10 protein-coding genes are annotated in these 13,323 nt (G+C 62.3%); 3 read left to right on the top strand and 7 right to left on the bottom strand.

The genetic code is table 11. The features are described from left to right. Positions 1–25 precede the first annotated feature (25 nt). The 5 genes from BSZ35_RS06580 to BSZ35_RS06560 form a co-directional block, all read right to left on the bottom strand. The gene (locus BSZ35_RS06580; RefSeq protein ID WP_105011691.1) at positions 26–1,756 is read right to left on the bottom strand and encodes a solute carrier family 26 protein; all 1,731 of its coding nucleotides are present in this window, start codon (positions 1,754–1,756) and stop codon (positions 26–28) included. Between the two features lie 280 nt (positions 1,757–2,036). Continuing rightward, positions 2,037–2,798 carry a sulfite exporter TauE/SafE family protein gene (locus BSZ35_RS06575; protein WP_105011690.1) on the bottom strand — a complete coding sequence of 254 codons (762 nt, stop codon included), beginning with the start codon at positions 2,796–2,798 and terminating at the stop codon, positions 2,037–2,039. Positions 2,799–2,906: 108 nt separating this feature from the next. Then, positions 2,907–4,361 (bottom strand): MBL fold metallo-hydrolase, encoded by a 1,455-nt coding sequence (locus tag BSZ35_RS06570; protein ID WP_105011689.1) that lies wholly within the window; start codon positions 4,359–4,361, stop codon positions 2,907–2,909. 156 nt (positions 4,362–4,517) lie between these two features. After that, a complete protein-coding gene (locus BSZ35_RS06565; RefSeq protein ID WP_105011688.1) occupies positions 4,518–4,982 on the bottom strand; it encodes a DUF6691 family protein in 465 nt (154 codons plus the stop codon). A 50-nt stretch (positions 4,983–5,032) separates the two neighbouring features. Next, positions 5,033–5,596 carry a YeeE/YedE thiosulfate transporter family protein gene (locus BSZ35_RS06560; RefSeq protein WP_105011687.1) on the bottom strand — a complete coding sequence of 188 codons (564 nt, stop codon included), beginning with the start codon at positions 5,594–5,596 and terminating at the stop codon, positions 5,033–5,035. A gap of 224 nt (positions 5,597–5,820) precedes the next feature. Between BSZ35_RS06560 and BSZ35_RS06555 the strand changes: the two genes are divergently transcribed. From BSZ35_RS06555 to BSZ35_RS06540, 3 genes are all read left to right on the top strand, one after another. Further along, positions 5,821–6,264 carry a CBS domain-containing protein gene (locus BSZ35_RS06555; protein WP_105011686.1) on the top strand — a complete coding sequence of 148 codons (444 nt, stop codon included), beginning with the start codon at positions 5,821–5,823 and terminating at the stop codon, positions 6,262–6,264. 364 nt (positions 6,265–6,628) lie between these two features. Then, the gene (locus tag BSZ35_RS06545; RefSeq protein ID WP_105011684.1) at positions 6,629–9,823 is read left to right on the top strand and encodes a hypothetical protein; all 3,195 of its coding nucleotides are present in this window, start codon (positions 6,629–6,631) and stop codon (positions 9,821–9,823) included. 730 nt (positions 9,824–10,553) lie between these two features. Continuing rightward, a complete protein-coding gene (locus BSZ35_RS06540) occupies positions 10,554–11,210 on the top strand; it encodes a hemolysin III family protein (protein WP_105011683.1) in 657 nt (218 codons plus the stop codon). A 2-nt stretch (positions 11,211–11,212) separates the two neighbouring features. Here BSZ35_RS06540 and BSZ35_RS06535 read toward each other — a convergent pair whose 3' ends face one another. Both BSZ35_RS06535 and BSZ35_RS06530 read right to left on the bottom strand, forming a co-directional pair. Beyond that, positions 11,213–11,977 (bottom strand): MBL fold metallo-hydrolase, encoded by a 765-nt coding sequence (locus BSZ35_RS06535; RefSeq protein WP_105011682.1) that lies wholly within the window; start codon positions 11,975–11,977, stop codon positions 11,213–11,215. Positions 11,978–12,065: 88 nt separating this feature from the next. Continuing rightward, positions 12,066–13,136, bottom strand: coding sequence for a polyprenyl synthetase family protein (locus tag BSZ35_RS06530; RefSeq protein WP_105011681.1), 1,071 nt, complete (start codon positions 13,134–13,136; stop codon positions 12,066–12,068). Positions 13,137–13,323 lie beyond the last annotated feature (187 nt).

Raw genomic sequence — 13,323 nt, 5'->3', positions numbered from 1 at the left:
AAGACGAAGAAGTATTGAGGTCGAACTACGAGGGAGACGATGCCGGCTCCGCGGAGGAGGAAGAGACCGATTTCCCCTCCTCAATGTTCGCTTCCGCCGCCTCCGCCGCGTCGTGCACTTCGAGGAAGAACCGGTCCTCCCCCAGCTCGTCAGACAGGCCGGCGGCGTCGAGAACATCTTTCACCGGTCCCTTCACGCCCGCCAGGTACAGCTCGATCCCGTTCCGGCGGCACGTTTCGATCACCTCTTGAAGGGCGTGGGTTGCCGTCGAGTCGATCTGGTTGACTGGGTACATGTCCAGCACCACCGCCTGCAGCGCCGGATCGTTCACGTCGAGGTCGAGCACCAGGTCCTGGAAGGTCGACACGTTGGCGAAATAGAGATTTGCGTCCATCCGGAGGATGACGATGTTGCTGCGGGTCATCGCCTCCGGATTTCGGCGCAGGTTGCGGTACGTTTCCGTGTCGGGCAGGCGGCCCATGACGGCCGTGTGGGGCGTCGAGCTCTCATAGATGACGACAATGAGGGAGACGATCACGCCAACCAGGATGCCCTGCTCGATGCCGAGTGCAAGTGTCGCGATGAACGTAAGGGCCATGAGCCCGAAGTCACGGCGGTCCACCTTCCAGAGGTAGCGTGCCTCCTCCACGTCGATGAGTCCAAAGACAGCGACCATTACGATGGCGGCCAGCACCGCGTTGGGCAGATAGTAGAAGAGGGGCGTCAGGAAGAGGAGCGTGAGGGCGATGATGCCGGCACTGAGGAGGCCCGCGAGGTTCGTTCGGGCGCCGGCCTCGTCGTTCACGGCCGTTCGCGAGAATCCGCCGGTGGTCGGGTAGGCGCTAAAGAACGCGCCCGCGATGTTTGCCAGACCGAGCCCGATCAGCTCCTGATTGGCGTCCACCTCGTAGCGATGACGGCTGGCGTAGACCTTGGCCACGGCGATCGATTCCATGAAGCCGACGAGGCCGATGGCAAGGGCGCTGGGCGCAAGCTGCTGGACGTAGCCCCAGTCCAGCGGCGGGAGGGACGGAGAGGGGAGGCCGCCGGGCACGCTGCCGACGATGGCGACGCCCTGTTCGTGCAGGCCGAGGGCCCAGACCGTTATTGTCGTGACCGCTACCGCCACGAGGGCGCCGGGGATGGATCGGTTCCACTGCCGTAGGCCGACGAGCAGAAGGATGCTGGCGAGGCCTAGCAGGAGCGTCGTGGGATGCACCTCGCCGAGCCGTTGGGCGGCGCTCCACAGGATCTCGTGGATGAAGTTGGATCGCGGCAGATCGATTCCCAGCAGGTGCTTCAGCTGGCTGAAGCCGATAATGAGCGCGGCTGCCGACGTAAAGCCGCTCAGGACGGGGTGGGAGAGAAAGTTGACTAGGAACCCGAACCGCGCGGCGCCGAGCCCGAACTGCAGAATACCCACCATGAGCGAGAGCAGGAGGGCGAGGCCGATGTAGAGCTCCGTATTGCCGTTTGCGATCGGGGCCACGGCGGCGGCCACCAGGAGCGACACCATGGCGACGGGCCCCACAGCCAACTGACGGGACGTCCCGAAGACCGCGTAGAGTACCAGGGGGACGAGCGAGGCATAGAGGCCGTAAATCGGCGACAAGCCGGCAATGAGGGCGTAGGCCATCCCCTGCGGAATAAGCATCACACCCACCGTAAGACCCGCCGAGAGGTCGCCGCGCAGCTGCTCCCGGCTGTAGTCCGAGAGCTGGGAGAAAAGAGGGAAGAGGCGCTGGAGAATGGTCATTTGTTCAGGGGAAGACAGTCATGAAGGGGAGTGGCATCCCGCAGACTTCTGCTTTCTTCGGTAAAAAACCGTGATCCGTGATTCGTATTGCGTGATTGATGGTAGAGCTCCACTCTTACGCATCACCATCACGCGTCACGTCGCCTGCTCAACTGCGCGTCAAAAATGGGGACCGTGTACCTCTCATCCACACGCACATACTCCCATCCCCATTCCGGCACAGCGTGTGGCAAAAGGCACCGAAGCCTCGGCCGTCTCATAGAAGCACAAGGGCGGGGCCTCACCCCATCATTGTCATCACATTCTGCCCCAGAATCACCACCCCCATCACCACGAGAAAGACGGCAAACCCGCGTTTCAACCGGTCCTGCGGCACGTAGGCGCCGAGCTTGCCGCCCACGAAGCTTCCCAGAATGCCGATGGCCGAGAAGATGAACAGGAGGTCCCAATGAATCGAGTCGACGCCGCCGAGCACGTCGATGTATTTGACGAAGCCGCTGACGCTCTTCACCGAAATGATGAGGAGGCTCGTGCCAATCGCCAGGTGCATCGGCAATCCCCCGAGCAGAACCAGGGCCGGGACGATCAGAAAGCCGCCGCCCACCCCGACGATGCCCGTGAGCACTCCTACGCCCAGCCCGTCGATCATCACCTTCCAGTAGGCCCGGCTCTCGGCGTCGTCGGAGGAGGGGGCCTGACGACGAAACATCATGACGGCGGCGAGCAGCATCACCCCAGCGAAAATGGCCAGCTGCAGGGCGCCGGGCATAAACTGAGAGAGATACGCTCCCAGGTAGGCCCCCACCATGCCGGGCACCCCGAACAGCACCACGCTCCGCCAGCTCACCTGGCGCCGAAACGCAAACGGGAGTGCCCCGACGAAGCTCACGAGGGTCACGATGCCGAGCGACTCGGCAATGGCCAGCTTATTGGGCTCCCCAACTAGGTATACGAGCACCGGAACGGTGAGGATCGATCCACCCGATCCGAGAAGACCGAGGACGAGACCGACGAGCAGAGCACCGAGCCAGGCCGAGTACATTCGACTGAGGAGTTGCGGGAGAAGAAGAGCGGACGCAAACAAAACGGCCCTCGGACACCGGTGGGGGACGGAACCCACCGATCTCCGAGGCACCGCATGAAAGCCGGGCTACGCGGCGACGGCTTCTTTCTGCTTCGACTCGTAGTTGTCGAAGTCATCGTTGACGTACACCACGTCGCGGCCAGTGCGTCGTAGGAACGAAGAGGCCGCGGCGGCACGGGCACCGCTGGCACAGTGCACGAGCAGCGTCTTGTCCGTCGGGAGGTCCGCCTCGTACTCCGGCATGCGGGTGTAAGAGGCATTCAGCGCCCCGTCCACGTGGCGTGCGTCGAACTCCGAGCGGTACCGCACGTCGAGCACTTCCGTGTCTTGCTTCTGCATCCGCGCGTCGACGTCGTCGAACGTGATCTCCTCGATCGTTTCGCTGGCGCCGTCGTCCTGGAAGTAGCGCTGCAGCGTCTCGATGTCGGCGAAGCCTTTCACGTTGTCATAGCCAATGCGGACGAGGTCGCGCACGGCCTCCTCCACGTCGTCCTCGTCGATGATCAGATAAATCGGCGTGGTCTCATCCTCGACCAGGGATCCGATCACCGTGTTGAAGGTGTTGTTCATCGGAGCGTACAGCGACCCCGGAATGTGGTGGGCCATGAAGGCCGACCGGTCCAGCCGCGTGTCGACGATGAGGGCCTCCTCGTCGTTGGCCACCGTCTCCAGCTCACGAGACGTGAGGGCACGGGGGGAGGGAAGCTGGCCCAGCACCGGGGCGCCGCCCTTGTTGTCCCGCTTCATGCGGGCGAAGTAGATCTGCGGCTCCGGCTGGTCCTCCAGAATCGCATCCACAAAGTGATCCTTGTCCCGGCGAGCCGCGTCGATCATCGGATTGAACCGCTTCTCGTACCCGATCGTCGATTGGGGCACCGCGCCGAGGGCCTTCCCGCAGGCCGAGCCGGCGCCGTGGGCGGGCCATACCTGCAGGTGGTCGGGCAGGTCGAGGAAGCGTTGCACGGAGTCGTAGAGCGTGCGGGCCGACGGATCCATCGCCCCTTCGACCTTCGCGGCGGACTCCAAGAGGTCGGGCCGGCCGAGGTCGCCGACGAACACGAAGTCGCCGGTGATAATGCCCATCGACTCGTTGGCGCCGCCGCCCTTGTCCGTCACGAGGAAGGACAGGTGCTCGGGCGTGTGGCCGGGCGTGTGGACGGCCGTGATTTCGATGTTGCCGATGTGGAAGGTATCCGTATCGTAGAGCCACTCCACGTCGTACGCGCCGCCGGAGACCTTCGGCTCTTGCGCCCACTCGTACTTCCAGTTTTCGTCGCCCTCGTCCGAGAGATACAGCTTCGTGTCGAAGCGCTCGGCAAACTCCCGGGCGCCGGATAGGAAGTCAGCGTGGATGTGAGTTTCCGTCACCGCGACGATTTCGACGCCTTCCTCTTCGGCGAGGTCGAGGTACTGGTCAATGTCGCGCTCCGGGTCGACGAGCAGCGCTTCCCCCGTTTCCTGACACCCGATGAGGTAGGCGTACTGGGCAAGCTTCTCGTCAAAAATCTGTCGGAATAGCATGATGGGTAGGGAGTCTGAGTTTGAGAGGTATGCGTGTCTTCAAGTGGGGCGCTGAGGCCGGATCAGAATGCTCACAACTTGTATTGCGTATTGCGTGTCTCCGAACGACTGATCTCCTGCACGAAATACGCAGTACGAAATACGCAATAGACACCGTTAGTGCGGCAGGTGCGGCTTTAGGTGGCCGTACGTCCACGCGCCGGCAGCCGCCCCCAAGAGGGCAACGGCAACCGGGGTCACGCCGGCGCCGATGAGGGCGTAAATCGGGCCCGGGCACGCACCGAGCAGGCCCCAGCCCAGCCCGAACACGATGCCGCCGAGAATTTGGTTTGTGCCCTTGTTCATGGGCTTATCCGAGATCGTAATGGGCTCGCCCCGGATGGTCGTCGCGTCGGCGCGGCGCAGGAGGGCGATGCTTGCTCCGGCGACCACGATGGCGCTTCCGATAATGCCGTACATGTGGAAGGCCTGAAACCGAAACATCTCCTGAATCCGAAACCAGGACACCACCTCACTTTTGATGAGGATAATCCCGAAGAGCGTACCCATGCCGAGATAAATCAGCGCATCGGCCAGTCGCATCTGGGCGGTCGATGGACTCGTGGAGGTTTGGGTAGACATATCTGCAGAAGAATCTTCGTAAGAGAACCGAGGAGCGGAAGCAGCGGATACTATCCGAGCAACAGAGGCAACAGGACGTAGGTCGTAAACAGGCCGCCAATGAAGAACCCGACGACGGCAATCAACGACGGCAACTGCATCGTTGCCATGCCCGTGATCGCGTGGCCGGAGGTGCAGCCGCCGGCGTACCGCGCCCCAAACCCTACCAGAAAGCCGCCGAGCACGATCGCCACCAGGCCGGGCAGGGTTGTCAGGCTCGACCAGCTAAAGAGCTCGGGCGGGACCAATCCCGAGAAGTCGGTCAACCCAAGGGCCTGAAGGTCTGTCTTTGTTGCCGCCGAGATGCCGGTGGGACCGCCGCCGCCCAGAAACTGCACCGCCACGACGCCGCCGAGCAGAATGCCGACCACGAAGATTAGATTCCAGAGGCCGCTGGCCTTCCAGTCATAGTTGAAATAATCGGCGCGTCCGGGCACGGTTGCCGCACAGGCGTGCTTCAAGCTCGACGATACCCCGAACGCCTTCCCGGTAAGGAATAGCAACAGGGGAACGAAAAGCCCAATAATCGGCCCGGCCACGTACCAGGGCCAGGAGGCGCTGAGAAGTCCGCTCATGAAAATCGGTCGTTTGTTATTTCATGTCATAACAAGTGGTGTAGCTCCTGTAATGCTTCTGGAACGGAAAAGTTTCCGACGGGAGAGGCCCGGTGGCCTACAGTCTTCCGTTCCGAGCCGCATACTCTATTGGAGAATGTTTCCGGTTCGGGTGAACCGAGGGCCCGGGGGAGCGTACCGTTCGACCTGTTTCTATAACACTAGGACGTACGGAGGGCAGATCCATGGATACTCCTGTTCAACAGCTCCTAAAGCGAAAAGGGACCTTCGTACTGAGGACGGCTCCCACCGCGTCGGTGTACGAGTCCATCCAGCGGATGGTAGACCACAACCTTGGGTCGATTGTCGTGATGGAGGGCGAGGCGCTCGCCGGCATCTTCACCGAGCGCGATTATCTGCGCCGCATCGTGCTTCAGGGACGCACGTCTCGGACGACGGCAGTGGCGGAGGTGATGACGACGGATCTTGTGACGGCAACCTCCGACACAACCGTCGAAACGTGCTTGTCGCTCATGACGGAGGCTCGGTGTCGCCATCTGCCGGTCGTGGAAGGCGACCGACTCATTGGCCTCGTGTCCATTGGGGACTGTGTAAAGCACCTTCTAGACTCCGCGCAGGCACAGGTGCACTCACTTCAAAACTATGTGACGGGGCGGTATCCGGCATGATGCACATGGTGCCAATATCCCTCACTAGCAGACTGATGGTAGCAATGGTGCCCAGAAACGGGGTAGGCACGCCGGTCGTGCTTTCCACGATCATAGCGATCGCGGCCGGGAGGGTCTTTCTTTCGCTGAAGACACTTCTCAAGACGACTGCATCCGACCGTCCCATTCAGCTCCTAGACGCGCACCAGACCACACGTCCGACCAGAACGATGTGAAATTTCGCTGCAGGGGCCGCTTCTTTCTGAAAGGGAGGCGAAGGCCAGTTCACATTCCATCCCCAAATCCTTTAACTGTGGACCGGTTAGGGGGCCAAGAAGGGGGGAAGGAGCGCCTTTCGCGATTTCCAGAAGTGATCTTGTCGCCCATGCGATTCGAAGTGTCCTCTCTGTCGTCGTTGCTCACCACGCTGATCGTGGCTGGGCTCGCCGCGCTAGCGGTCCCACCCGCCGATGCCCAGTCGCTCGACACCACCAAGCTCGCCGGGATTCAGCCCCGTGCCATTGGGCCCGCGGGGATGAGCGGACGCGTGACGGCGATCGACGTGTCGCCCACCGACAAGGATGTTTGGTACGTCGGCACGGGCTCCGGCGGTCTCTGGAAGACGACCAACGGCGGCACCACGTTCGACCCTATTTTCGACGACCAGCCTGCCACCTCCATCGGCGACGTGACGGTGCATCCGGAGAACCCGGATGTCATCTGGGTGGGGACCGGCGAGGGCAACCCGCGCAACAGCGCCACCGGCGGCCACGGCGTCTTCAAGAGCATTGACGGCGGTGAGACGTGGACGCACCTCGGCCTGGAAGACACCCGCTCCATTCACCGCTTGCTGGTGCACCCCGACAATCCGGACGTGGCATATGCCGGGGCGCAGGGAGCCACGTGGGGCTACAACGAGGAGCGTGGCGTCTACAAGACGACCGATGGCGGCGAGACCTGGAACAAGATCCTCTACGTCGACGAGAAAACCGGCGTGGCGGACATGGTCATGGATCCGGAGAACCCCGGCAAGCTGTTCGTGGCGATGTGGGAGTACCGCCGCTGGCCCTGGTTCTTCGAGTCGGGCGGCCCTGGCTCCGGCCTCTACGTGACGCATGACGGCGGTGAGAGCTGGACAGAGCTTGACGAGGACAACGGAATTCCCGACACCAAGCTCGGCCGCATGGGCCTTGCCATTGCCCCCAGCAATCCGGATCGCGTGTACGCCTACGTCGAGAAGGACGACAACGCGCTCTTCCGGTCCGACGACGGCGGAACGAACTGGCGCGAGGTCAACGCAAGCACGACGATCGGCGATCGGCCCTTCTACTACGCCGACCTGCGCGTAGACCCGCAGAATCCGGATCGCCTCTACAGCCTGCACTCCACGATTACCTACAGCAAGGATGGGAGCGAGTCGTTCGAGACGCTGGCCTCCTACAGCCGCATCCACCCGGACCACCACGCGATGTGGATCGATCCGGCGGACCCGAGCTTCATCATTGAGGGGAACGACGGAGGACTGGCGGTCTCGCACGATTACGGCAAGCACTGGCGCGTGCCCGACAATCTGCCGCTCGCGCAGTACTACCATATCAACGTCGACAACGCCTTCCCCTATAACGTCTATGGCGGCATGCAGGACAACGGCTCGTGGAAGGGGCCGAACCGTGTCTACCGCAGCGGGGGCGTGCGGAATGCGTACTGGAGCAAAGTCGGCTTCGGCGATGGCTTTGACGTGGTGCCTGATCCCGAAAATCCGCGCTACGGCTACTCGATGTGGCAGGGCGGCAACTTGATGCGCTATGACGCCGAGACGGGCGGCTTCGAGTACATGCGTCCCCAGCCCGACTCTGTGATTGATCCGACCGAGAAGCAGCTCCGCTTTAACTGGAACGCGGCGGTGGCGCAGAGCCCCCACGACCCGAACACGGTGTATTACGGAAGCCAGCACGTGCACCGGAGTACGGACGAGGGCAACTCGTGGACCGCCATTTCGCCGGACCTGACGACCGACCGGGCGGAGTGGCAGCGCCAGCAAAAGAGCGGCGGACTGACCTACGATGTGACTGGCGCCGAGAACTTCACGACCATCTTCGATATCGCTCCGAGTCCCGTGCGCGAAGGCGTCATTTGGGCCGGCACGGACGACGGGCAGCTGCACGTCACTCGCAACGGCGGGGAAACCTGGACGAACGTGATCGACAACATCGAGGGCGTGCCCGAGCATACGTGGGTCCAACAGGTGAGGGCGTCGAAGTTTGACGCCGGCGAGGCGTACGTCGTCTTCGACGACCACCGCCGTGCCAACTGGACGCCCTACGTGTACCACACCACCGACTACGGCCAGTCGTGGACCCGAATCGTGGGGCCGGACGACGTGGACGGCTATGCACTCTCGATTGTGCAGGACCCGGTGGTGGAAGACCTGCTGTTCCTGGGAACCCAGCTCGGCCTTTACTTCAGCCTCGACGGCGGCGACTCGTGGACACAGTGGACCCACGGATACCCCACCGCTCAGACGCGCGACCTCGCGATTCAGAAGCGGGAGCGCGACCTCGTCATCGGTACCTTCGGCCGCGCGGCCTACGTGCTCGACGATATTCAACCCTTTCGGGCCCTCGCCCAACAGGGAACGGATCTGTTGACCGACTCGACGCACGTCTTTCAGGCGCCGACGGCGTACCTGATGGAGCAGGGCACGCACCTGGGCGCCCACACCGGTGGGCAAGCCGTCTTTGAGGGCGAAAACGAGCCGGACGGGGCGATGCTCACCTACTCCGTCGTGAAGCCGGACACGAGCGAGATCGAAGGCACGCCCCCAGAAGAGGCGACCATCCGCGTGACCAACGCCAGTGGTGACACAATCCGCACCATTCACGGCCCCGCCGACGACGGACTCAACCGGACCACGTGGGGCCTGCGCCGAGAAGGCGTCCGCGATCCAGGCACTCCGAAGGAAGAGATGGAAGAGGACGAACAGCCCGCCGGGCCTACGGTGTCCCCCGGCACTTACACCGCCCACATCTCCTATCGCGGCCATACCGACTCGACGATGGTCCAGGTCCGTCCCGATCCGCGTACTGACGGCGTGACGCCCGAGGAGCGGGAGGCGCGTCAGGCCATGTATGATCGTCTGATGAGCCGCATCGAAACGGCCACTGAGGCCGCGGATCGTCTCCGAAAGGCCAAGAAGACCATCAAGCAGGTGAATGGTCAACTAGAGGGGCGTGACGACTCAACTGCCGTGCAGGCTCGCGAGAGGGGCATGGCGCTGGCCGACTCCGTTGACGCCCTGCGTCACGAGATTCTGCCGAAGGACTACGAGGAGGGCATTCGGAGCGATCCCACAGTCGTAGACGCCCGGCTCGGAACCGTGGGCTTTTACCTCGGCACTGAGGATGACGGCCCGGACGAAACGGAGCGTATTGCCCTCGAACGCGCCGAGCACCGCCTCCGCGTCGCCCTCGACGAAGTCAATGCCTTCTTCGATACCGAGTGGCCCGAGTACCGGCAGGCGGTGGAGCAGGCTGATCCCTCGTTCTTTGAGGAGTTCGCACCGATTCGGATGGAGGAGTAATCGGGGGCAGGTTCGAACCATCGAAGATACCCCCCCTCGATCTGCCTACTGCTTCGGAGACTGTCGATCGCGGGAATCAGGGGGAGGGGGGAGGGCGATGTAGCGCCAACATTCGCTTACCGTCTCGACTGCTACAGTCCGATCGTTCCGGATGGTCTGGATTTGAATTCCGTTCGCTGACGGTGATCGTTGATGCTGCAATTGGCTCCTGCGACAAAGTGGCGTAAACCGAGAGGAAGAAACGACCTCGGGTGACAGATTGTAGCAGGGGTGACTCCGCACAGCCGGACGCGTCCGGCAGCGGGGATAGACTCGGTTTGAATGGCGAGTTGCGAATGTGGGGTTGGGAATGGATCGGGCGAGACAGTTTGCTCTCGCAGGAGGAGATCTGTCCTTGCCGTTATAGCTCCGGCGATTTCCTGTCATTCGAAATTCGACATTCGCCAATCGACAGTGCATCGGCTCCGCACACGTGGAGGTTGACTGGTCAGCTTCTTGAGCAGCGTCCATCGTCGAACGAAAAGGCGAGTGTCTCCTGCGAGGGTGCGCAGACGTGCCGTTCGTTCCCTTGTCGCATCCTGTTGGAGAGAGAAAGGCCTTAGAAATCGGTGAGGGGGACGGACCGAAGAGGAAACGTCAGGGTAACAGTTCTTTCCGTTTTGATTCTTATCTTTGACAAAGAGGGTGGGATCAAATCTCTTTCGTCCCCCGGTCATCAATCTCGGGCCCTATGATGGATCCGACCAAAGCGCCGCACAAGCGCCAGTCTTATGCCGAAGAGCTGGCCAATGCATGGACGCACGGCATTGGGCTTGCCCTGAGTGTTGTAGGATGGATTGCCCTCATGATTCTCTCCGGCATGGCCGGAGACGGCTGGGACCTGGCCGCTTCGGGGGTGTACGGCGGTTCGCTCGTTTTTCTCTACGCCATCTCTACACTCTACCACAGCGTTCAGACGCCGCACACAAAGCATACGTTGCGGATTCTGGATCACGTGGCCATCTTTCTGCTCATTGCAGGGACCTATACGCCGTTCACGGTGGTGCTATTGCATGATGGGTGGGGGTGGACGGTCCTCGGCCTCGTGTGGGGACTTGCGATTGCCGGGCTTCTTTTTAAACTCTTCTCCACGCATCGCTTCCACCCGGCCGCGACGTCGCTCTACCTCATCATGGGGTGGTTGGGCGTGCTTCTGGCCGACCCGATGAGCAGTGCACTGCCGACGGGCGGACTCATGCTGATTGTGGCGGGCGGACTGGCGTATACGAGCGGCATTATCTTCTACGGCTGGCACTCTCTCCCCTACAGTCACGCCATTTGGCACGTCTTCGTGCTTGTGGGCAGCATCTGCCACTACATCGCAGTCGCCTTTTACGTTCTTCCATAGGACTAGAACGAGTAGGTGCCGAGCTCCGTCCCCAGATCGGTATGGGGAAAGATGTCGCGGGCCTTTTTGAGGGCGCGACTCTTATCGCCGGGCGGAAGGTGAACGAGCAGGAGGCGATCGACCTCCGCCGCTGCGGCTGCGTTGGCGGCGTCGACGGTGGTCGAGTGGTTCTCGCCCGGGGTGCCGTTGGCCTCGTGGACGAGCACGTCGGCCTCCTGGGCAAGGTGCACGACATTTTCGGAGGGCGCGGTGTCGCAGGAATACGCGAGAACCCGACCGGACGCATGCTCGAAGCGCAGGCCCACGTTCGGCGTGTCGCCGTGGTTGACAGGCGCCGCCGTAATGCTCCACGGATCGCTGGTCCAGACCGCCGCGTTCCGCTCCTGCTCCACCTCGTGCCAGTGAATGGCCGGAAGGTCGTCCCAGTCGGCATGCACCGGCTCGTAAGCGGTCCAGAGGCGGTCGGCTTGAGCAAGGGCCGGTTCGATCCCAACGACGGGCAGGGGGCGGTCGCGTCCGTCGAGCCACACCTTTTCCATCAGCAGGGGAAAGCCGCTGGTGTGGTCCATGTGGGCGTGCGTGACGATGAGGCCCTCGACACTGTCGATGGGCCGATTGCAGGCCTGGAGGCGCTGAAGCACGTCGCCGCCGCAGTCCACGACGATCGTGCGATACGGGGGCTCGTCCTCCGAGACCGCGAGCATCGTGGTCGTGCGGTGCGGGTCGCTAATGGCGGCGCCGGTGCCGAGGAGATGGAGGTTGGGCATTGTGGCAATTTCGAATTCCGAAGGGCGAGGGGCGAGTCAGGGGACAAGTAAACCATTCGCCGTTCGAAAATCGACAGTCGACATTGCCTCAGCGGGAGCGCTGAATGGTAAATTCGGTGAGGCCCACCAGGGCGGCGCGGGCGTCGGACGGGGGAAGGGGAGCGAGGTAAGACTTGGCCTCTTCTGCGAGGGACTCCATGCGATCCCGGGCGTAGTCGATGCCCCCGTGCTCGGTAACGAACGTTGCCACCGTTTCGAGATCCTCGCGACTCTTCTCGTCCTGGTCCACGATTTTCAGGATCCGCTTCCGATCGCTCCGTTCGGCCTCTCGGAGCGCCACGATGAGAGGGAGCGTCATCTTCTTTTCTTGCACGTCGATCCCGATCGGCTTTCCGGCGTCCTCCATGTGGAAGTCGAAGAGGTCGTCCCGGATTTGGAACGCCAGGCCCAGCGTCTCGCCAAACTGGTCCATACGCTCAATGAGCGCGTCGTCCTCCGTCACGCTCACGGCCCCGCTTTTCGTGCAGGCGGAGATGAGGGAGGCCGTCTTGTCGGAAATGATGCGGAAGTAGGTTTCCTCGTCAATGTCCAGCAGGCGCGACTTTTCAATCTGCAGCAACTCGCCCTCGCTCATCCGCCGCACCGCATCCGAGAGGGTGTGGAGGATGGAGTAGTCGTCGTGATCGAGCGAGAGAAGCAGGCCGCGGCTCAGTAGGAAGTCCCCCATCAACACCGCGATTTTGTTTTTCCAGAGGGCATTGATGGAGAACACCCCGCGCCGCTCCTCCGCATCGTCCACCACGTCGTCGTGCACGAGGGTTGCAGTGTGCAGCAGCTCCACAAGCGCAGCGGCCCGTTGCGTAATTTCGGTCGTTGCCCCTCCGCACGCCTTCGCCGACAGCAGAACGAGAAGCGGCCGGATCCGCTTGCCTTTTTGCCACAGCACGTACTGGACAATTTTGTCCAGCAGGAAGTGGTCGCTCCGCATCGCCTCGCGGAAGTACGTGCGGAAGGCCTCCAGGTCGTCCTCGACCGGAGTGCGGATGGCGTCGAGGGTGGTGGGCACGGGCCGGTCGACCGTGAGGGACACGTCCGACGAGGGAGAGGAGTCTTCCGCAGACGGGACGCCGTTCGAGACGAGCGAAGACGCGTCGTCCATTTCGATTTTCAGTTTTGGTTGAAAGGACTCGCCGAACGATACGGGTCGTTCGGGAAAAGGTTTGCGGGGGCTCAGTCGACAGACTCGCAACGGATGCTCAGCTTCTCTACATTTTCGCAGGGAACGGTACGAACGAGGAGAGGGGCTCGTCGTTGGAGCGGGCTACTCTGCTGATGGGCCTCTCGGC

The sequence above is a fragment of the Salinibacter sp. 10B genome (assembly GCF_002954405.1).
Lineage (GTDB): Bacteria > Bacteroidota > Rhodothermia > Rhodothermales > Salinibacteraceae > Salinibacter.
This window is presented reverse-complemented; position numbering and strand designations above follow the sequence as displayed.

Coding starts and splice junctions, on each gene's coding strand:
- BSZ35_RS06540 (WP_105011683.1), top strand. CDS start 10,554: ATGATGGATCCGACCAAAGCGCCGCACAAGCGCCAGTCTTATGCCGAA.
- BSZ35_RS06545 (WP_105011684.1), top strand. CDS start 6,629: ATGCGATTCGAAGTGTCCTCTCTGTCGTCGTTGCTCACCACGCTGATC.
- BSZ35_RS06555 (WP_105011686.1), top strand. CDS start 5,821: ATGGATACTCCTGTTCAACAGCTCCTAAAGCGAAAAGGGACCTTCGTA.
- BSZ35_RS06580 (WP_105011691.1), bottom strand. CDS start 1,756: ATGACCATTCTCCAGCGCCTCTTCCCTCTTTTCTCCCAGCTCTCGGAC.
- BSZ35_RS06575 (WP_105011690.1), bottom strand. CDS start 2,798: ATGTACTCGGCCTGGCTCGGTGCTCTGCTCGTCGGTCTCGTCCTCGGT.
- BSZ35_RS06570 (WP_105011689.1), bottom strand. CDS start 4,361: ATGCTATTCCGACAGATTTTTGACGAGAAGCTTGCCCAGTACGCCTAC.
- BSZ35_RS06565 (WP_105011688.1), bottom strand. CDS start 4,982: ATGTCTACCCAAACCTCCACGAGTCCATCGACCGCCCAGATGCGACTG.
- BSZ35_RS06535 (WP_105011682.1), bottom strand. CDS start 11,977: ATGCCCAACCTCCATCTCCTCGGCACCGGCGCCGCCATTAGCGACCCG.
- BSZ35_RS06560 (WP_105011687.1), bottom strand. CDS start 5,596: ATGAGCGGACTTCTCAGCGCCTCCTGGCCCTGGTACGTGGCCGGGCCG.
- BSZ35_RS06530 (WP_105011681.1), bottom strand. CDS start 13,136: ATGGACGACGCGTCTTCGCTCGTCTCGAACGGCGTCCCGTCTGCGGAA.